This is a genomic window from Bacillus cereus group sp. MYBK195-1, from assembly GCF_051916605.1.
GTDB lineage: Bacteria > Bacillota > Bacilli > Bacillales > Bacillaceae_G > Bacillus_A > Bacillus_A cereus.
Genome location: NZ_JBQAGZ010000001.1, coordinates 671042 through 689690 on the forward strand (window position 1 = coordinate 671042; position 18649 = coordinate 689690).

Sequence of the window (18649 nt, forward strand, 5' to 3'; positions counted from 1 at the left end):
ACGGGTAAGGAGTGCAAAGTGATGCATATGCATATTTTTGAAGGAGCACGACATCTTTCTACTAGTGAATGGGTTATTCGGGCTATTATAGCATACATATTTTTAATATTAGTTGCGAAAGCGATGGGGCAAAGGTCTATCGCACAACTTCGTTTTTTAGATGTTGTATTAGTGTTATTGCTTGGTGGGAATATTTCTAACGCATTGTCTGATGAAAAAGTAGGGTTACTGGGATCGATGATTACAACGTTCATACTTGTTGTACTTCATATTATAAGCTCAGTGTTAATGCTGAAATGGGATAGATGGAGACGCTTTTTAGAGCCTGCACCTATTATTCTTATACACAATGGTTCCATTGATTTTAGCAATTTGAAAAAGGCGAGAATTACCTTGGAATATTTGTTTTCGGAACTTCGTATGCGAAATGTGAGCGATATTCAAACGATTAAATTAGCGTTATGGGAAGCAAACGGTGTCGTTTCTATATTTCGGTATCCAGAATATGAAGCAGTTTCGCGGCTTGATCTTAAAGTGGCGGGAAAAAAATCTCCAGTTTCTTTTGTATTAGTAAAGGATGGGAGGATACAGAAAGATGTTCTTGCATTATTAGGAAAAACAGAAGCGTGGGCGAGAGAATTTCTAGAGGAGAGTACAGAAGTCGAATCTATTATGTTAGCTACAGTAGATGAATCACATAAAATAAATATTTTGTTAAAAAAATGAAAAATATACGCATTTTGTCGTTTCGTACATATGATACAATAGTGTGGACAACGAAAAAGGAGGCGATACGGTGGGATATGTAGAAGAATTACGAAAAATAGTTGGTCATCGCCCTTTAATTTTAGTTGGTGCTGTTGTACTCGTTATAAATGAAAATGGATATGTTTTATTGCAGCAGCGGACAGAGCCGTACGGAAAATGGGGGCTACCTGGCGGGCTAATGGAGCTTAGTGAATCACCAGAAGAAACAGCTTATCGTGAAGTATATGAAGAGACAGGAATAAAAGTGAAGAACTTGCGACTAATCAATGTATTTTCTGGAGCGAACTACTTTACAAAATTAGAAAACGGTGATGAATTTCAATCTGTAACAACCGCCTATTATACGGATGAATACGAAGGGGATTTTGTTATGAATAAAGAAGAAGCAGTTCAGCTTAAATTCTTTTCAGTAACAGAACTACCTGACTATATTGTAGGATCGCATAAAAAAATGATTGCTGAATATATGAAGATTATGGAAAAAAAGATATAATAATAGTGAAAGAAATACAAAAACACAGCTCTGGTTGGTAGTCCAGACGCATGATTTCATGTCAGTAACCTTCCCCTCCGGGATGTCCCGTATTTCTAATCTTTTAAAGGAGGGGCTGTCAATGGATTTGACAGTATATCACGATGGCCAATTTTTTGTTGGAATCATTACATGTAAAGAAAAAGGGAAATTGTATGGGGCGAGGTATATTTTTGGGGCGGAACCGTCAGATGAAGAAGTGCTTATGTTTGTGAATGGTTCACTTTTAGAGCATTTTCAGCACTTTGCAAAATGTGGTGTAGAAGTTAAAGAAAAGCAGCGTCCTAAAAACATAAAGCGTATCATACGACAAGCAGCAAAAGAAACAACTATTAAACGTTTTACTAAGGCGCAAGAGGCGATTAGTTTATCTTATGAATTGCATAAACAAGAAAAGAAACTGCAGTCTAAAGAGAAGCGAGAAGCTGAAAAAGAAAGAAGACGTTTAATGAAAGTACAAAAAGCAAAGCAAAAACATCGTGGTCATTAAAGAAAAGGTGTTAGAGCAAGAGCTCTAACACCTTTTCTATACTTAAATACAAGTAAACTTACTTGTATTTCATAAACATTAACTGGTAAGATACAAATAGGTAGTTTTAGAGGAGGGAAAAGAGTGATTAATTTTAACTTTTTTATGAATGATGTTGTCCGCCAAGCGCGTGAAGAGATTGTCTCTGCTGGATATACAGAATTGACGACGCCAGAAGCGGTAGAAGAAGCGTTTAAAAGAAATGGAACAACACTTGTAATGGTAAACTCTGTATGTGGTTGTGCAGGTGGTATTGCTCGTCCTGCTGCTGCGCATTCCGTACATTATGATAAACGTCCTAACCACCTTGTAACGGTGTTTGCAGGTCAAGATAAAGAAGCGACAGCAAGAGCGCGTGAATATTTCGAAGGGTACCCACCTTCTTCTCCATCATTTGCTTTATTAAAAGATGGAAAAATTGTAACGATGGTAGAGCGTCATGAAATTGAAGGTCATGAACCGATGCAAGTTATTGCGAAATTACAATCGTATTTCGAAGAGAATTGTGAAGAACTATAAAAAATAAGAGAAAAGGCGGCACGTCCACAATCAAGTGGATGTGCCGCCTTTTTTATTTATTATTAAAATTTCTGAGATATGCATAGTTATGTTATTTTATGCATCATTTTATACATAACAAACAGCATTTGTATTGTTATATTATTTATTTTTATTTTATATATTGCATAAAAATAAAAGTGCTGATACAATACAAACATCGAATAAATATTCTATTAAACTTTTAAATATACATTATTAGGGGGAAGAAAGATGAAGAAGTTAGTATCAATATCGTTTGCACTTATTTTAATTGTAAGTATATTCAGCGCTTGTAGTAATGGGGAATCGAAAGAAACAAAAGGAAATAAAAAAGTACTCGTAATGGGAACTTCAGCAGATTATAAACCTTATGAATATGTAGATGCGTCAAAGAGCGATGAAATTATTGGCTTTGATGTTGATGTTGCTAAATATATCGGAAAAGAACTTGGGTATGAAGTGAAAGTGAAAGATATGGATTTTGGTGGTTTATTAGCATCTCTTAGTTCAGGAAAAGTTGATTTCGTAATGGCAGGTATGACGCCAACTGCAGAGCGTAAAAATAATGTTGATTTTACAGATATTTATTTTGTTGCGAAAAATATGGTCGTTTCTAAAAAGGATTCTAACATTAAATCTGTAGAGGATTTAAAAGGGAAAAAAGTAGGGGTACAAACAGGGTCTATTCAAGAAGAGAAAGCTGCAGAATTTAAAAAACAAGTAGATTTCCAAGTTGAGGGACGTGACCGTATACCAGAAATCGTACAAGAAATTAAAGCTGGTCGTTTTGACGCTGCAATTATAGAAGATACAGTTGCTAAAAATTATTTAGAGAAAATGAAAGATTTACAAGGAATTGAAATTAAAGAAGCACCAGAAGAAGTTGGAGCAGCAATTGCCCTTCCGAAAAACAGTGATAAAACAGCTGAATTTAATAAAGTAATTAAAAAAATGCAAGAAAATGGAGAAATGGATAAATTAGTGAAGAAATGGTTTGGCAGCGGAAAATAAGCTGCTTTTCACTTTTCTGTGAGGGGAATGAAAAGAATGAACTTAGATTTTTCGGCGATTACGCCTTCGATACCATATATACTAAAAGGTTTAGAAGTTACTTTGAAAATTGTAGCAGTATCAGCTTTAGCAGGATTTATTTTAGGAACGCTATTAGCACTTTGTAAAATTGCTAGAATACGAGCATTAAATATAGCAGCAGATTTTTATACATCAATTTTTCGTGGTACACCCCTTGTATTGCAATTAATGATTATTTATTTCGGCGTCCCACAAATAATTGGTTATGAAATACCAGCATTTTTAGCTGCTGTACTTGCATTTAGCTTAAATTCAGGTGCATACATGTCAGAAGTAATTCGTGCTGGTATTCAAGCGGTTGATAAAGGACAAACAGAAGCAGCAATGGCTTTAGGGATACCGTACGGAAAAATGATGAGAAATATTATTTTCCCTCAAGCATTAAAAAATATATTACCAGCGCTTGTGAACGAATTTGCGACACTTACGAAAGAATCGGCTGTAGTAACAGTAATAGGCGCGACTGATTTAATGCGTCGTGCTTACATTGTAGGCGGTGAGACATTTAAATATCTTGAACCATTACTTTTTGTTGGACTGATTTATTATATGTTAGTCATTATTCTTACATTAGTCGGGAAGGCAATTGAAGGGAGAATGAAGAAAAGTGATTAAAATTGAAAACCTTCATAAATCATTTGGTAAAAACGAAGTATTAAAAGGAATTACAACAACAATTGAAAAAGGGGAAGTAGTCGCAATTATAGGGCCTTCTGGATCAGGAAAATCAACATTTTTACGTTGTATGAATATGTTAGAAGCACCAACGGATGGTCACATTTGGATTGGGACGGAAGAAGTAACGAATCCGAAAACGAATGTTATGCATGTTCGTGAAAATGTCGGTATGGTATTTCAACATTTTCACTTATTTCCTCATATGACTGTATTAGAAAATATTACGTATGCTCCTATCAATGTAAAAGGGGTAACGAAGCAAGAAGCTGAAAAGAAAGCTGAGAAACTTTTAGAAAAGGTTGGATTAGTAGATAAAAAAGATACGTATCCAAATCGTCTTTCGGGAGGACAAAAGCAACGTGTAGCAATTGCAAGAGCGTTAGCGATGGAACCGGAAGTTATGTTATTTGATGAACCGACATCGGCGCTAGATCCAGAGATGGTGAAAGAAGTGTTAGAAGTTATGAAATCGTTAGTTACGACAGGAATGACGATGGCTATCGTTACACATGAAATGGGCTTTGCAAAAGAAGTGGCAGATCGTGTTCTTTTCTTGGACGGAGGAAAGCTTGTAGAAGATAGTGCGCCAGAAGAATTTTTTGCAGCGCCGAAAAGTGAACGTGCGCAACAATTTTTACAAAAAATATTGTAATATGAAAAGGTTATGTGAATAATAAGTAGAAAAGGATGACATTGTGTCATCCTTTTTTTATACTAGCTGTAAATACGTTTATACATATAGGAGTAATGATATGTTTAAAATTGGATATCGTACAGTAAAAACAGCAATAGGGACAGGTGCGGCAGTTTTTATTGCTCAGTTATTAGGGTTAGAATTTTATAGTTCAGCAGGCATTTTAGTTATTTTATGTGTACAAAATACGAAGCGCAAATCACTTCAAGTGTCGTTACATCGTTTTCTAGCGTGTGTATTATCAATGGCATTCGCGTTTTGTATTTTTGAAACGATTGGCTATACACCACTTGCAATTAGCATATTGTTACTTACATTTATTCCGACTGCAGTAATGCTTAAAATTCAAGAAGGTATTGTCACGAGTTCAGTTATTGTTATGCATCTATATTCATTGAAGCAAATTACATGGCTTATAGTTGGAAATGAAATTGCTATATTAACGATAGGGATTAGCGTGGCGTTATTAGTAAATATGTATATGCCGAGTAGTGAAAATAAGCTAAAAGAGTATCAGGATAAAATAGAGAATAATTTTAAAACGATTTTGTTTGAAATGGTTGTGTATTTACGAAATCGAGAAAGTAGTTGGAGTGGAGCAGAACTCATTGAAACCGAGAATATGTTAAATGAAGCAAGAGATTTATCGTTTAAAAAACTTGAGAATGCATTTATGCGAGAAGATGATTATTACTATCGTTATTTTAATATGCGTATGCAACAATTCGAAATTTTAGAGCGAATGATACCACTAGCAGCTTCTTTATCGTGGACATATGAACAAGCTGACATGATTGCAGATGTTGTTGAAAACATTGGTAATGCTATTAGCCCTGAGAGTACTGGCGTTATTTCCTTAAGGCAGCTTCAAGAAATGAGGGGATTATTTAGAGACATGCCATTGCCAGCTACACGCGAAGAATTTGAGATACGTGCGAAACTTGTTCAACTTGTGTATGAAATGGAACAATATTTACTCATTAAAAGTCGCTTTAAGGGAAAGGATAATATAAAAGAACTTATATAGAAGGTAGGAATTATCTATGCCGTATCTTCTCTCTATCATATTATGTCTTTCTTTATCGCCGATTTGGCCTCTTGGGGATAATCCACGTGCCGGAGATACTTTTATTATTGTAAATAAAGCAACGAATAAATTAGCTTACATTGACGATGGAAAGATTCAAAAGGTTTTTCCAGTAGCGACAGGGAAAACGAATGAATTAACTCCAGAAGGAAATTTTGATGTTGTAATGAAAGCAAAGGATCCGTATTACATTGCGAAGGATATTCCAGGTGGATCGCCAAAAAATCCACTTGGGTCAAGGTGGATTGGATTTAATGCAAGAGGAACTGATGGAAGTAAATATGGAATACATGGAACAAACCAACCGAGTTCAATTGGAAAGTATATTTCACAAGGGTGTATAAGAATGAAGAAAAACGATGTGGAATATTTGTTTGATCGCATTCCAATTGGAACGAAAGTATGGATTGTGAAATCGAAAAAATCATTTCAGCAATTGGCAAAAGAAAAAGGAGCCGTTGCATATGAAAAAGCCAACGAAAAGGTTGGCTTTTTCTATTATAATAAGTTGTCTTGACATGTGTACATAACCGTGCGTTAATGAGAGTATAGAAAGATAAAATTAGATAAAGGGGTTGCTCATATGTACTTGAATCCAAAACTTTCGTATATGCAGTTTTTTATGGGATTTCTATTTGTTATTACATTCATATTGGCAACTTTTAATATATGTTCTTATCTTGTAGCGATTGTATGTATGGCATTACTTAATCTCACTTTTGTTATTGGGGCATTTCAGCAGAAACAATATACAAGTTTTGTAATAGCGCTTGTAATGTCATTTTCCTTTAGTATTGTAGCGATTGTGTTTTATATAAAATAAACCATCTCGATGTCGAGATGGTTTATTTTGTTATGTGTAAAAAGTAAAAAAAGGACGAACACATCGCCCTTTTTACCAAAACATACTCGCGCCAGCAAGTAATGTTGTTACAAGCATAGAAATTAGCATCACATAAACCATAACTTTTTGAGCTTTTTTATGCATCGTTATACCTCCTTGCAAATCAGTACAATTTCATTGTAACGAGAAATGAAATTATGGACAAGGGGAGAGTGAGGACAAAATTCGGGAGGGGATTGCAAAATATAACAGGAAATTTGAGAGTGTGTAGAGAATATAGTAAAAGGGTATATTGTTAATTTTTAGTTGGGCAAGCTGAAGAATGGAGATACGATGATGAAAATATACGAAACAGATCGTTTATACTTAAGGGAAATTGATGAGTCGTATGCTGAAACAGTTCTTCAATATTACGACAGAAATCGTGAATTTTTAAAAGCTTGGGAAGAGTATAGACCGGATGATTTTTTTACGCTAGATTATCAAAAGAAAAAGTTGCAAAAGGATAGAAAAGAGTTCGAAGAAGGGAAAATCATCAGACTATGGATTTTTAAAAAGGGTGATGATACGAAAATAATTGGGTGTATTTCATTTAATTTAATCGTTCGTGGCATTTATCAATCTTGTGTACTCAGTTATAAATTAGATAAAGCAGAGTTAAACAAAGGGTATACGACAGAAGCGCTTAGAAAAGCAATTCAAGTTGCTTTTGGGGAATTTCAGTTACATCGTATAGAAGCTCCGATTATGCCTCGTAATTTAGCATCTATACAAGTAGTAACGAAGATAGGTTTTCAATATGAAGGCGTGTCTAGGAAGATGTTAATGGTAAATGGCGTGTGGGAAGATCATATGCGCTGGGTATTGTTAAATGAGTAATAGAAAGCAGATGGTTATCTAGACATGTAAACCATCTGTTTTTTGTCTTGTATTTCGAAACTTTTGCGAAATTCTGTTATAATTAATAGTGTTACATACATAATGGTAGTGCAGGAGGCGCAGTCTTATGATTAATCAAGAACGTTTAGTAAATGAATTTATGGAATTAGTACAAGTAGATTCTGAAACGAAATTTGAAGCAGAAATCTGCAAAGTATTAACGAAGAAATTCACAGATTTAGGTGTAGAAGTATTTGAAGATGACACAATGGCTGTAACTGGTCATGGTGCAGGTAACTTAATTTGTACTTTACCAGCAACAAAAGATGGTGTTGATACAATTTACTTTACTTCTCATATGGATACAGTAGTTCCTGGTAATGGAATTAAGCCTTCTATTAAAGATGGATATATCGTATCAGATGGTACAACAATTTTAGGTGCGGATGATAAAGCTGGATTAGCATCAATGTTCGAAGCAATCCGTGTTTTAAAAGAGAAAAATATCCCTCATGGTAAAATTGAATTTATTATTACAGTCGGAGAAGAATCAGGTCTTGTTGGTGCAAAAGCATTAGACCGTGAGCGTATTACAGCGAAATATGGCTACGCATTAGATAGCGATGGAAAAGTTGGTGAAATCGTTGTTGCAGCTCCAACACAAGCGAAAGTGAACGCAATTATTCGCGGAAAAACAGCTCACGCTGGTGTAGCGCCGGAGAAAGGTGTATCTGCAATTACTATCGCAGCGAAAGCAATTGCGAAGATGCCACTTGGTCGCATTGACTCTGAAACGACTGCAAATATTGGACGTTTTGAAGGTGGTACACAAACGAATATCGTTTGCGATCATGTACAAATCTTTGCAGAAGCTCGTTCTTTAATCAATGAGAAAATGGAAGCACAAGTTGCGAAAATGAAAGAAGCATTTGAAACAACTGCAAAAGAAATGGGCGGGCATGCAGACGTTGAAGTAAACGTTATGTACCCAGGATTTAAATTTGCTGATGGCGATCACGTTGTAGAAGTTGCAAAACGTGCAGCTGAAAAAATTGGTCGTACACCTTCTCTTCACCAAAGTGGTGGCGGAAGTGATGCAAACGTAATTGCAGGACATGGTATCCCAACAGTTAACTTAGCAGTTGGTTATGAAGAAATTCATACAACAAACGAGAAGATTCCTGTTGAAGAATTAGCAAAAACAGCAGAATTAGTTGTTGCAATTATTGAAGAAGTAGCGAAGTAATGAAATAGAAAAAGCGTGTAAATCAATTGTGATTTACACGCTTTTTATTTTGATTCGATTGCTTTGACAAGACGTATAAGCCAATATAAGAAAACCTATGGAAGTATATACGTTGTTGCTACATGTACTAGACGAAGGAATAATCCTAACGTATTCATATTGAAAATCGGAAGTAGTAAATAATTAATTGCAATGATTAATATAACTACAAGGAATGTATAGTTGAGTTTATCCCGCTATTTGCCGGACAGTAAGCTCCCTATCTCAAAATTCTGCGAAAGTAAAGAAGTTAAGTGGGGGCCCTGCTGCCCGCAAAAACCCGATTGGTGAGGCTGATTAAAGTTTCACTTTATTAGCTGATCTCATCATAATCAGACCCTTTCACATATATATCGATTATAAAAAAGAACAAGTAATTATTATAACTATTGTGCAAAATTTGATATAATGAAAGAACGAACGTTCTGATTAGGGAGTGAGTACTATGCGAGAAATGTATCCGAAAAATGGTCGTGTTATTTTACATGTAGATATGAATTGCTTTTTCGCATCTGTTGAAATTGCTCATGATCCATCATTACAAGGAAAGCCATTAGCGGTTGCTGGAAATGAAAAAGAGAGAAAAGGAATTATTATAACATGTAGTTATGAGGCGAGAGAATACGGAATACGTACGACGATGCCCCTTTGGGAAGCGAAAAGGTTATGCCCGCAATTAGTTGTAAGGCGTCCTAATTTCACATTATATCGCGAAGCTTCATTTCAAATGTTTCAAGTCCTTTCCCGTTTTACAGAAAAGATACAACCAGTCTCAATAGATGAAGGATATTTAGATATTACAGATTGCTACGCACTTGGTTCGCCTCTTGAAATAGCAAAGATGATTCAACAAGCACTATTAACAGAGTTGCAGCTTCCGTGTAGTATCGGAATTGCTCCAAATCTTTTCCTAGCAAAAACAGCTTCTGATATGAAAAAACCTCTCGGTATTACCGTACTTCGAAAACGTGATATTCCAGAAATGATTTGGACACTTCCAGTTGAAGCAATGCATGGGATTGGAGAAAAAACAGCTGAAAAATTAAATGAAATTCATATACATACAATTGAACAGTTAGCGAAGGGAGACGAGCATATCATTCGCGCTAAAATTGGGAAGCACGGTATTGATTTACAAAAGCGTGCAAAAGGTACGGATGATAGGGAAGTGGATCCGAGTCAAATGGGCCAACATAAAAGTGTCGGTAACTCGATGACTTTTTCAAAGGATATGGATGAAGAGAAAGAATTGCTTGATATGTTAGAACGTTTATCAAAATCAGTGAGTAAAAGATTACAAAAGCGAACCCTTGTCAGCTATAATATTCAAATTATGATTAAATACCATGATAGGCGAACAGTAACACGGAGTAAGCAATTGAAAAATGCAATTTGGGAAGAACGCGATATTTTTCAAGCAGCATCCCGTTTATGGAAGCAACATTGGGATGGTGATTCCGTTCGTTTACTAGGTGTTACAGCTACTGAAATAGAGTGGAAGACAGAATCGGTGAAACAATTAAATTTGTTTTCATTTGAAGAGGATGCGAAAAAAGAACCACTACTTGCTGTCATTGATCAAATTAATGATAAGTATGGAACACCGATTTTACAACGAGGTAGTCAACTACTACGTAAGCAAGAGAAGTCGTTTCAACAAAAGTTAGAAAATAAATTTATGTAGAAGGTGTCATGAAGTAGTAAAATCATGACACCTTTCCTATTATACAGGTACCAAGTGATACGAGAGCATTTGTCCGTAACCCAGCCATTCGGTGTCTCCATTGTCTTTCCATTCCAATGCAAGCTCCTACAATAATTGCGATAACTAATCTGAATACAATGTCGTACCATACCATCATGGTCACCTCCATATATAAATATGTGTTATGTTTTTTAGAATGAGCGGGGAATACCCACTCATTCTTATTTTTACAACCAGCTATGAAACTTTTTAATATAAAGCTTTTTTAGGAACTGTGTTAAAAAAGCGTAGCCTAATAGTATTCCTACTAACCAAGGGAAGTAGTTAAGTGGCAATGCTTGCAAACCAACGGCTGCACCAAGTGGTGAGAATGGAATATAAATCCCGATTGCCATAATAAGAGCGGTTAATAAAACGACTGGTGTTGATGCAGTGCTTTGAATAAATGGAATCTTTTGTGTTCTTATCATGTGAACAATTAAAGTTTGTGTTAACAATCCAACGACAAACCAACCGGACTGGAATAATGATTGCTCGCTCGGTGTATTTGCACCAAATACATTCCACATGACTACGTATGTGATAATATCAAATACGGAACTAATTGGGCCGATAGAAATAATGAAGCTTCGTAAGTTTGCAGTATCCCATTTTCGTGGTTTTTCTAGAAACTCTTTATCCATTTTGTCCCATGGAATAGAAAGTTGTGAAATATCATAAAGTAAGTTTTGAATTAAAAGATGAATGGCAAGCATCGGTAAAAAAGGAATGAAAGCACTTGCTACTAACACGCTAAACACATTACCGAAGTTAGAGCTAGCTGTCATCTTAATATATTTTAAAATATTTCCGAATGTAGTACGTCCTTCTAAAATACCTGCTTCTAATATAGTTAAACTTTTTTCGAGTAGAATAATATCGGAAGCTTCTTTCGCAATATCAGTAGCAGTATTAACAGATATTCCGACATCAGCTTCACGTAATGCTACAGCATCGTTAATGCCGTCTCCCATGTAACCTACAGTGTGTCCATTTCCTTGTAATGCGTGTATAATACGAGATTTTTGCATTGGATTAAGCTTCGCAAATACAGTCGTTTCTTCAGCAAGTTTTGCTAATGCTTTATCTGGTAAAGAATCAATCTCGTAACCGAGGATTGGTTCGCCGATATCTAATCCAACTTCTTTACAAACCTTTCTTGTAACAATTTCGTTATCGCCAGTTAAAATTTTCACTTGTACACCATGTTTTTGTAATGCTTGAATTGCAGCTGCTGCAGATGGTTTCGGTGGATCTAAAAAGCCGATATATCCACTGAGAATCATATCAGTTTCGTCTTTTACTGCGTACTCTGTATCATTTATTCTTCTATCTTTTTTATAAGCCACAGCAATAACTCGCATACCTTCACTATTTAGTGTCTCACTTAGTTTTTTGACATTTGAACGTATTTCCTCGGTGAGTGGAACGATTTTTTCATCCACTTCAGTGTAGTTACAAATTGATAAAATTTCTTCTACGGCACCTTTACAAACCATTGTATGTTCACCTGAAATATCCTTTACGATAACTGACATACGCCGGCGGGCGAAATCGAATGGAATTTCATCTAGCTTTTGAAAAGCTGATGGATTAAATTTATTGTTTTCCTCTGTATGCTTAATAACAGCTTTATCTATTAAATTTTTCAATCCAGTTTGATAGAAACTATTTAAATAGGCAAATTGCAAGACGCGATTGCATTCATTTCCCTTGGGATCTAAGTGACGAACAAGGACCACTTTATCTTCTGTTAAAGTTCCGGTTTTATCTGTACAAAGAATGTTCATAGCACCTAAGTTTTGAATAGAATTTAGCTGTTTTACAATTACTTTTTGTTTAGACATGTTAACGGCACCTTTAGCTAAATTAGCAGTTACAATCATTGGTAACATTTCAGGTGTAAGGCCAACAGCGACGGCAATAGCGAAGAAGAAAGCTTCTTGCCAATCTCCTTTTGTGAATCCATTAATGAGAAGGACAATAGGTGCCATAATAAGCATGAATGTAATTAAGAGCCAGCTTACTTTGTTTACACCTTTATCAAAGCTTGTTTCTACACGCTTTCCAATTACCTTATTTGCTAAAGAGCCGAAATACGTATCGGTACTTGTTGAGATGACAACAGCTTTTGCGCTACCACTTACAATATTTGTTCCCATGAAGCAAAGGTTTTCCATATCGAGTGGATTGTAATTTTTTTTCATGTTTTTCGGTAAGATATGCTTATTTTCTGTATGGTAGCAGTGTTCGTATTTTTCTACAGGAAGTGCTTCCCCTGTCAAAGAAGATTGATTAACAAATAAATCTTTAGCGGATACAACACGCACATCAGCTGGAACGATATCACCAGCTGAAAGGGAAATAATATCGCCAGGTACAAGTTCCTCAATTGGAATTTCTGTTGTGTAATTTCGGTTTAAATTCTTTACATTTTTTGTTTCATGTACAAATCCATTTATTCTAAATACGCTCGCAGTTGTTCGAACCATAGCTTTTAACTTATCGGCAGCTTTTTGAGAACGAAATTCTTGGGAAAACCGAATCGTTGCACTAAGTAGGACCATTACAGATACGACAATCGTTCCTTGCATATCATCTGTGAAAAAGGAGAGTGCTCCAAGAGCTAATAAAACGAAAATAAATGGATTTTTAAATGCCAATAGAAATTGAATGTACCACGGCGCCATTTTATTATGAGCTATTTCATTCGGACCATATAAAGAAAGTCTACGAGACGCTTCTTGTTTAGATAATCCACCTTGTGTTGTTTCTAAAAGTTTTAACGCAGAGCTTACATCTTGTGTTGCAACCTCCACTAATAATTCGTTATTTGTTTGCATGCTATCTTGCTCATAAGCATGCTTTGTTTCTTGTCTTTGTAAATTAAACATCGGTAGTTCCTCCTCTGTCATGAAGGAGGAAACAATCTGTTACCTAACTATTTGAAATGGTGAGGAACAGTTTCTTTCCTACCTACATGATGAAATATGAATGTAAAACGTATGGGTATCTGGGCCGAATCATCAATTGCCAACTGTTCCTCACCTCCGTACAATTTAGTAGTTTCTGAATATGCTATGTTTGTTTCATAGTAAGGTGCATATAGACGTAAAAAGACCTTTACTCAAAACGAGTAAAGGTCTGAATTCGCAGTTAAAAGAGTCCACAACAAAGACTGTTAGTAGACATAAATAAAAACAGTTTTTGTGTATGACAAAATACATGCACCTCTCCCTCGTTGAGTTTTAGCACTGTATAGCATAGGTACTGAAACCAGCTACGTTAAAAAAGGCCTTCATTCCGACCTTTCCTGTTGACCCATTGGCGTCTCTCGACATTTTTGGGCAGCAGCGTTTCTCTATACAGGAGCCTCACCTAACAGAGACCATATTCAATTACATGTTGAATGTTAGCAATGGAAAATCGTAGTGTCAATATCTTTTTTATCTGTGTTTTTAAAATATTAAACGGATTTATAATAGATATGTGGGATGAAATGCATGATATTGATTATGAATAATATGGAAAAATATTTTTATAAAAGGGGAATTTGTAATGGGACCACAAAATTTTATTATAAATATTGAGAATCAAAAATGGTTGTTTAATGAGCATGAAGATTTATGTTCTCATGGAGAAATATATTTAAATGTGGCTGGAACGATTATTACGCAGACAGGTATGGATGAGGAATGGGGAATAAGTGAATCAGCTTTAGCTTTGTTACGAACTTTAGATAAAGAATATATTTGTGATATTGAAAATGAAGCGGGGCTTATTTTGCACGGATGTGGCACTATGCTAATGTTAGGATGCCCAATTTCAATTCATTGGACTATAAATCATATAGGTGAAAACGTGATTTTAAAGGACTTTGTCAAAGTTATTTCTACTAATCAAAAGGCTATATACTATGAAGGACTTCATATAGAATTGAATGAAAATGAATATAGAAAACAAATTGTTTCTTTTGCACTACAAGCAAAAGAATTATTTAATAAATCAAGTGAAAAGATAATTTCAAATGAGTTTGAGCGAAGTATGTATACCGACTTTTGGACGGAATATGATCATTTGTTAAATAAGTATAAATAAAAAAGCACTGTAACCAGTGCTTTTTTATTATAGATTACGAGATTGTAGGGTTTTCAAAAATAACAATTTCTGAACTGTTTGTAGTTGAAACACGTTGGGCGTAATATGTTAGAGCTGAAGAAATATATGCTGGTAACGTATCATTTGTATGTGATGTTGTATATTCATGGATTAATTCCTTTAAAGTTGTCCATTCTAATTGTGCTGGGTGATCAGACACGAAAGAACTTACCCAGCGATCAAATGAAGATGAAAAATCAGTTTGTAAACGAAATACTTCTTTCATAATAAAACGCTCCCTTAAAATGTAGTATAATCATTTTACCATAAAACACGAACAATGGCTAAATTTTTTAAGTATAACGTTCGTGTTATATAGTTGTCTAGATGATTGGTTATGTAAATTCAATTTGCCATTTGAAATAACATTCCGTAAGATGAGAGATAGAGTATATTTAGAGCTGGAGGAAAGAAAGTGGAATTTGTATTTTTAGGAACTGGTGCAGGTGTTCCTTCAAAAGGAAGGAACGTTTCAGCAATTGCTTTACAATTGTTAGAAGAACGAGGACAAACTTGGTTATTTGATTGTGGCGAGGCCACGCAACATCAAATATTACATACATCTGTACGTCCGCGCCGCATTGAAAAAATATTTATTACGCATTTACATGGCGATCATATTTTTGGATTGCCTGGTTTATTAGGTAGCCGTTCATTTCAAGGAGGAACTACGCCTTTAACGGTGTATGGACCGAAAGGAATTAAACAATTTATTGAAGTGGCATTATCGGTAAGTACGACACATGTGAAATATCCACTTGAAGTTGTGGAGATAACAGAAGAAGGTACCGTATTTGAAGATAATGAATTTTATGTAGAAACGAAAAGATTGTCACACGGTATAGAATGTTTTGGATATCGTATTGTAGAGAAAGATATACAAGGTGCTCTTTTAGTTGATAAGTTGCTTGAGATGGGTGTGAAACCAGGTCCAATCTTTAAACGTTTAAAAGATGGTGAAGCAGTTGAATTAGAGGATGGCACGATATTACATGGAAATGAGTTTATCGGCCCACCTCAAAAAGGGAGAATTATTACTATCTTAGGTGATACGCGATATTGCGAAGCGAGTAGGGAGCTTGCGCAAGATGCAGATGTACTTGTCCATGAAGCGACTTTCGCAGCAGAAGATGAGCAACAAGCGTATGATTATTTTCATTCTACATCTAAGCAAGCTGCGAGCATTGCACTTCAGGCAAATGCGAAGCGACTAATATTAACTCACATTAGTTCTCGCTATCAAGGAGATACATATAAGGAATTATTGAAAGAGGCTAGAGAGTTGTTTTCTAATACAGAAATAGCGACGGATTTGAAATCATTCCCAGTAGAAAAATGATGATTTTATAAAAAATGGTAACGGCGGGTTACCATTTTTTTATGTCTAAAAAAATTTAAAAATAAAACTGTTATTATTTTATACTTATACTTGGATGATACAGAAAATTAGGATGGTTTGAATATATAGGATAAAAATACGAAATAATGATTATTTAGAAAAACTGTTATATAAGTCAGATGACATACAAGTGATACAAATAGCAGAAATGGACTTTTATTCAGAACTTTTAAAATTCAACAAAAGTAAGCGTTTTATAAAAAACAAGCTATAATGAGGGCAGATTATAATTTATGATAAGTCACATGTATTTTAGTCATTATCGTAACAAGTGAAGTTGACTAAATCATGAGAGAGTAACACGAGAATTATAATAGGAAAGATATTACTATTATTTGTCATAAGTCTTTTTCACTTTTTAGCTAAACGATATGATTAGCGAGTGTATCTATTGCAAGTTCCTTAGTAGAAGCTTTTTATTAATAAGGTGGTGGAGATTTAATTGGTACACCACTCTTTAAAAGAGTTCAGAACATCAGCAGGTAGTCTAGGCGGAATAGCGGGTGCAAATTTAGTTGCATTAGCAATGGTTATATCACTTGTTTATGCTATGCTTGTAATGGCTTCTGTGTTAAACTTTGGATTGCTACCAGACTTTATTGTGGATTATCTTGTATCATTTTTAAATGAAAATAATGCTAAGATTCTTATGTATTATGATAACTGGTATTATTTCAGGTTATATTGGATTACTTTTATTCAAAAACTATCCAATTCGTATAGCAGAACAAATTTGTGGTACAACTGGAAAAGCGACAGATGTAGCAGCTTAATAGAATAGTAGAATAAATTTTTTTCATAGAGGTTTAGGGGGAGTTATGATGAAGTATCGCTCAGTATTTGATATTATCGGTCCAGTTATGATTGGACCATCAAGTTCACATACAGCAGGCGCAGCAAGAATGGGGCAAGTTGCTCGCCAGCTGTTTCGTCATGAACCAGAAAGAGTAAGCATTTCGTTATATGGATCATTTGCAAAGACGTATCGTGGGCATGGTACGGATGTAGCGCTAATAGGTGGGATATTAGGATTTGAAACAGATGACTTACGTATTCCAGAGGCGCTAGAAATAGCAAAAGAGCGCGAAATTGAAGTGGAATTCATTGAAGAAGATGCCAATGCACCTCACCCAAATACAGCGAGAATTCGTTTGTATAAAGGTGAAGATGAAATTGAAGTTGTTGCTTGCTCAATTGGTGGCGGTAAAATTGAAGTTGTAGAATTAAACGGATTCGATCTTCAATTATCAGGCACGAGCCCAGCACTACTTATTGTAAATAACGATCGCTTCGGTGCTATTGCAGCGGTAGCTTCAATCCTTGCGAAACATGAGATTAACATTAGTACAATGAGTGTATCTCGTAAAGAAAAAGGAAGAAGAGCGCTTATGGTCATTGAAACAGATGAATTATTAGCAGATGAAGTAATTGAAGAAATAAAAGCGCAACAAAATATTTGTCAAGTAACTATTATGGAATAATTGCAGGGGGGACACACCATGTTTCGGAACGCAGCGGAACTAGTGGCGCAAGCTAAAGAACAAAATGTAAAAATCGCAGAAATTATGATTCAATGTGAAATGAAAACAAGAAGTATTTCACGTGAAGAAGTAATTGCTGGTATGGAAAAGAACTTGGTCGTGATGGAGCAAGCAGTAGAACGTGGTATTCGCGGCGTGAAATCACCAACTGGTTTAACTGGTGGAGATGCTGTAAAAGTTCAAGCGTATATGAAGAGTGGAAAAGGCTTATCTGGGGATACGATTTTGGATGCAGTAAGCAAAGCTGTTGCAACAAATGAAGTAAACGCAGCGATGGGAATTATTTGTGCAACACCAACAGCAGGGTCTGCTGGAACAGTGCCAGGTGTACTATTTGCACTAAGAGAAAAATTGCAGCCTACACGTGAAGAAATGATTGAATTCTTATTTACAGCAGGAGCTTTCGGTATGGTTGTTGCGAATAACGCTTGTATTTCTGGTGCGGCAGGAGGATGCCAAGCTGAAGTTGGTTCAGCAAGTGGAATGGCGGCTGCAGCTGCAGTTGAGATGGCTGGTGGAACACAAGATCAAGCAGCTACAGCGATGGCAATTTCATTAAAGAACATGCTTGGTTTAGTGTGTGATCCTGTTGCAGGACTTGTAGAAGTACCTTGTGTAAAACGTAATGCAGCAGGAGCTGCAAATGCGATGATCTCAGCAGATTTAGCATTAGCTGGTGTAACGAGTACAATTCCATGTGATGAAGTAATTGAGGCAATGTTTAGAATCGGACAAACGATGCCAGTAGCACTTCGTGAAACAGCAGAAGGTGGACTTGCAGCAACGCCGACTGGTCGTCGCCTGCAAGAAGAGATTTTTGGGAAGAACAATAACTAAGTGTAATTATAAAAAAAGGAGCTCAAATAAACTTGAGCTCCT

At 35.6% G+C, this 18649-nt stretch carries 21 protein-coding genes, 1 pseudogene and 1 riboswitch; of the genes and pseudogenes, 18 read left to right on the forward strand and 4 right to left on the reverse strand.

The window, feature by feature from the left end:
- Nucleotides 1-21: 21 nt before the first annotated feature.
- The 10 genes from ACTFRY_RS03675 (at nucleotide 22) to ACTFRY_RS03720 (ending at nucleotide 6743) form a co-directional block, all read left to right on the forward strand.
- Nucleotides 22-726: a DUF421 domain-containing protein gene (locus ACTFRY_RS03675; protein ID WP_000550978.1), complete on the forward strand. Its 705-nt coding sequence runs from the start codon at nucleotides 22-24 to the stop codon at nucleotides 724-726.
- A 70-nt stretch (nucleotides 727-796) separates the two neighbouring features.
- Complete coding sequence (locus ACTFRY_RS03680) at nucleotides 797-1261, forward strand: NUDIX hydrolase (RefSeq protein ID WP_000542555.1); 465 nt, start codon at nucleotides 797-799, stop codon at nucleotides 1259-1261.
- 121 nt (nucleotides 1262-1382) lie between these two features.
- A complete protein-coding gene (locus tag ACTFRY_RS03685; protein ID WP_000366585.1) occupies nucleotides 1383-1790 on the forward strand; it encodes a YjdF family protein in 408 nt (135 codons plus the stop codon).
- A 144-nt stretch (nucleotides 1791-1934) separates the two neighbouring features.
- Complete coding sequence (locus ACTFRY_RS03690; protein ID WP_001979317.1) at nucleotides 1935-2348, forward strand: BrxA/BrxB family bacilliredoxin; 414 nt, start codon at nucleotides 1935-1937, stop codon at nucleotides 2346-2348.
- Nucleotides 2349-2600: 252 nt separating this feature from the next.
- Entirely contained in the window at nucleotides 2601-3380 is a 780-nt protein-coding gene (locus ACTFRY_RS03695) for a transporter substrate-binding domain-containing protein (protein ID WP_000737673.1), read from the forward strand.
- A 36-nt stretch (nucleotides 3381-3416) separates the two neighbouring features.
- A complete protein-coding gene (locus ACTFRY_RS03700; protein WP_001046915.1) occupies nucleotides 3417-4076 on the forward strand; it encodes an amino acid ABC transporter permease in 660 nt (219 codons plus the stop codon).
- The gene (locus ACTFRY_RS03705; RefSeq protein ID WP_000590202.1) at nucleotides 4069-4791 is read left to right on the forward strand and encodes an amino acid ABC transporter ATP-binding protein; all 723 of its coding nucleotides are present in this window, start codon (nucleotides 4069-4071) and stop codon (nucleotides 4789-4791) included. The genes ACTFRY_RS03700 and ACTFRY_RS03705 overlap by 8 nt, the downstream gene beginning before the upstream one ends.
- Before the next feature lie 100 nt (nucleotides 4792-4891).
- On the forward strand, nucleotides 4892-5860 hold the full coding sequence (locus ACTFRY_RS03710; protein WP_000472666.1) for an aromatic acid exporter family protein: 969 nt from the start codon (nucleotides 4892-4894) through the stop codon (nucleotides 5858-5860).
- A gap of 16 nt (nucleotides 5861-5876) precedes the next feature.
- Nucleotides 5877-6437 carry a L,D-transpeptidase gene (locus tag ACTFRY_RS03715; RefSeq protein WP_001146570.1) on the forward strand — a complete coding sequence of 187 codons (561 nt, stop codon included), beginning with the start codon at nucleotides 5877-5879 and terminating at the stop codon, nucleotides 6435-6437.
- A gap of 66 nt (nucleotides 6438-6503) precedes the next feature.
- Nucleotides 6504-6743: a DUF3894 domain-containing protein gene (locus tag ACTFRY_RS03720; RefSeq protein ID WP_000281167.1), complete on the forward strand. Its 240-nt coding sequence runs from the start codon at nucleotides 6504-6506 to the stop codon at nucleotides 6741-6743.
- 72 nt (nucleotides 6744-6815) lie between these two features.
- Here the strand turns inward: ACTFRY_RS03720 and prli42 are convergent, their stop codons facing one another.
- On the reverse strand, nucleotides 6816-6908 hold the full coding sequence (gene prli42, locus ACTFRY_RS03725; protein ID WP_000549040.1) for a stressosome-associated protein Prli42: 93 nt from the start codon (nucleotides 6906-6908) through the stop codon (nucleotides 6816-6818).
- A gap of 189 nt (nucleotides 6909-7097) precedes the next feature.
- On the opposite strand from prli42, the gene ACTFRY_RS03730 reads away from it, so the two are divergent.
- The 3 genes from ACTFRY_RS03730 to ACTFRY_RS03740 all read left to right on the forward strand — a co-directional run bounded on the left by ACTFRY_RS03730 (nucleotide 7098) and on the right by ACTFRY_RS03740 (nucleotide 10612).
- Nucleotides 7098-7643 (forward strand): GNAT family N-acetyltransferase, encoded by a 546-nt coding sequence (locus ACTFRY_RS03730; protein WP_001987197.1) that lies wholly within the window; start codon nucleotides 7098-7100, stop codon nucleotides 7641-7643.
- A 127-nt stretch (nucleotides 7644-7770) separates the two neighbouring features.
- Complete coding sequence (locus tag ACTFRY_RS03735; RefSeq protein WP_000609803.1) at nucleotides 7771-8889, forward strand: tripeptidase T; 1119 nt, start codon at nucleotides 7771-7773, stop codon at nucleotides 8887-8889.
- Between the two features lie 484 nt (nucleotides 8890-9373).
- Complete coding sequence (locus tag ACTFRY_RS03740) at nucleotides 9374-10612, forward strand: DNA polymerase IV (RefSeq protein ID WP_098616196.1); 1239 nt, start codon at nucleotides 9374-9376, stop codon at nucleotides 10610-10612.
- Nucleotides 10613-10652: 40 nt separating this feature from the next.
- Here the strand turns inward: ACTFRY_RS03740 and ACTFRY_RS03745 are convergent.
- Together ACTFRY_RS03745 and mgtA are read right to left on the reverse strand one after the other, a co-directional pair.
- Nucleotides 10653-10787: pseudogene (locus tag ACTFRY_RS03745) on the reverse strand (MgtC/SapB family protein); the annotation flags it as partial.
- Nucleotides 10788-10860: 73 nt separating this feature from the next.
- Complete coding sequence (mgtA, locus tag ACTFRY_RS03750; RefSeq protein ID WP_136986359.1) at nucleotides 10861-13566, reverse strand: magnesium-translocating P-type ATPase; 2706 nt, start codon at nucleotides 13564-13566, stop codon at nucleotides 10861-10863.
- Nucleotides 13567-13897: 331 nt separating this feature from the next.
- A riboswitch (M-box (ykoK) riboswitch) is annotated at nucleotides 13898-14065 on the reverse strand.
- A gap of 165 nt (nucleotides 14066-14230) precedes the next feature.
- Here mgtA and ACTFRY_RS03755 point away from each other — a divergent pair.
- Nucleotides 14231-14770 (forward strand): hypothetical protein, encoded by a 540-nt coding sequence (locus tag ACTFRY_RS03755; RefSeq protein ID WP_016118611.1) that lies wholly within the window; start codon nucleotides 14231-14233, stop codon nucleotides 14768-14770.
- Nucleotides 14771-14804: 34 nt separating this feature from the next.
- Here the strand turns inward: ACTFRY_RS03755 and ACTFRY_RS03760 are convergent, their stop codons facing one another.
- Nucleotides 14805-15056 carry a DUF3932 family protein gene (locus tag ACTFRY_RS03760; RefSeq protein ID WP_000665709.1) on the reverse strand — a complete coding sequence of 84 codons (252 nt, stop codon included), beginning with the start codon at nucleotides 15054-15056 and terminating at the stop codon, nucleotides 14805-14807.
- Between the two features lie 189 nt (nucleotides 15057-15245).
- Between ACTFRY_RS03760 and rnz the strand changes: the two genes are divergently transcribed.
- The 4 genes from rnz (at nucleotide 15246) to sdaAA (ending at nucleotide 18607) form a co-directional block, all read left to right on the forward strand.
- Complete coding sequence (gene rnz, locus ACTFRY_RS03765; RefSeq protein ID WP_098219485.1) at nucleotides 15246-16169, forward strand: ribonuclease Z; 924 nt, start codon at nucleotides 15246-15248, stop codon at nucleotides 16167-16169.
- 586 nt (nucleotides 16170-16755) lie between these two features.
- Complete coding sequence (locus ACTFRY_RS03770; RefSeq protein ID WP_229172745.1) at nucleotides 16756-17010, forward strand: hypothetical protein; 255 nt, start codon at nucleotides 16756-16758, stop codon at nucleotides 17008-17010.
- Nucleotides 17011-17050: 40 nt separating this feature from the next.
- A complete protein-coding gene (sdaAB, locus tag ACTFRY_RS03775) occupies nucleotides 17051-17710 on the forward strand; it encodes an L-serine ammonia-lyase, iron-sulfur-dependent subunit beta (RefSeq protein WP_000877445.1) in 660 nt (219 codons plus the stop codon).
- Between the two features lie 18 nt (nucleotides 17711-17728).
- Nucleotides 17729-18607 carry an L-serine ammonia-lyase, iron-sulfur-dependent, subunit alpha gene (gene sdaAA / locus ACTFRY_RS03780; protein WP_044795932.1) on the forward strand — a complete coding sequence of 293 codons (879 nt, stop codon included), beginning with the start codon at nucleotides 17729-17731 and terminating at the stop codon, nucleotides 18605-18607.
- The last annotated feature ends 42 nt before the right edge of the window (nucleotides 18608-18649 follow it).

Bases quoted from the DNA above. Each gene is read 5' to 3' on its own strand.
- mgtA (WP_136986359.1), bottom strand. From the start codon at position 13,566: ATGTTTAATTTACAAAGACAAGAAACAAAGCATGCTTATGAGCAAGAT.
- ACTFRY_RS03710 (WP_000472666.1), top strand. From the start codon at position 4,892: ATGTTTAAAATTGGATATCGTACAGTAAAAACAGCAATAGGGACAGGT.
- ACTFRY_RS03695 (WP_000737673.1), top strand. From the start codon at position 2,601: ATGAAGAAGTTAGTATCAATATCGTTTGCACTTATTTTAATTGTAAGT.
- ACTFRY_RS03720 (WP_000281167.1), top strand. From the start codon at position 6,504: ATGTACTTGAATCCAAAACTTTCGTATATGCAGTTTTTTATGGGATTT.
- ACTFRY_RS03760 (WP_000665709.1), bottom strand. From the start codon at position 15,056: ATGAAAGAAGTATTTCGTTTACAAACTGATTTTTCATCTTCATTTGAT.
- ACTFRY_RS03700 (WP_001046915.1), top strand. From the start codon at position 3,417: ATGAACTTAGATTTTTCGGCGATTACGCCTTCGATACCATATATACTA.
- ACTFRY_RS03675 (WP_000550978.1), top strand. From the start codon at position 22: ATGCATATGCATATTTTTGAAGGAGCACGACATCTTTCTACTAGTGAA.
- ACTFRY_RS03715 (WP_001146570.1), top strand. From the start codon at position 5,877: ATGCCGTATCTTCTCTCTATCATATTATGTCTTTCTTTATCGCCGATT.
- prli42 (WP_000549040.1), bottom strand. From the start codon at position 6,908: ATGCATAAAAAAGCTCAAAAAGTTATGGTTTATGTGATGCTAATTTCT.
- ACTFRY_RS03755 (WP_016118611.1), top strand. From the start codon at position 14,231: ATGGGACCACAAAATTTTATTATAAATATTGAGAATCAAAAATGGTTG.
- ACTFRY_RS03730 (WP_001987197.1), top strand. From the start codon at position 7,098: ATGATGAAAATATACGAAACAGATCGTTTATACTTAAGGGAAATTGAT.
- ACTFRY_RS03735 (WP_000609803.1), top strand. From the start codon at position 7,771: ATGATTAATCAAGAACGTTTAGTAAATGAATTTATGGAATTAGTACAA.
- sdaAA (WP_044795932.1), top strand. From the start codon at position 17,729: ATGTTTCGGAACGCAGCGGAACTAGTGGCGCAAGCTAAAGAACAAAAT.
- sdaAB (WP_000877445.1), top strand. From the start codon at position 17,051: ATGAAGTATCGCTCAGTATTTGATATTATCGGTCCAGTTATGATTGGA.
- ACTFRY_RS03685 (WP_000366585.1), top strand. From the start codon at position 1,383: ATGGATTTGACAGTATATCACGATGGCCAATTTTTTGTTGGAATCATT.
- ACTFRY_RS03690 (WP_001979317.1), top strand. From the start codon at position 1,935: ATGAATGATGTTGTCCGCCAAGCGCGTGAAGAGATTGTCTCTGCTGGA.
- ACTFRY_RS03770 (WP_229172745.1), top strand. From the start codon at position 16,756: ATGGTTATATCACTTGTTTATGCTATGCTTGTAATGGCTTCTGTGTTA.
- ACTFRY_RS03740 (WP_098616196.1), top strand. From the start codon at position 9,374: ATGCGAGAAATGTATCCGAAAAATGGTCGTGTTATTTTACATGTAGAT.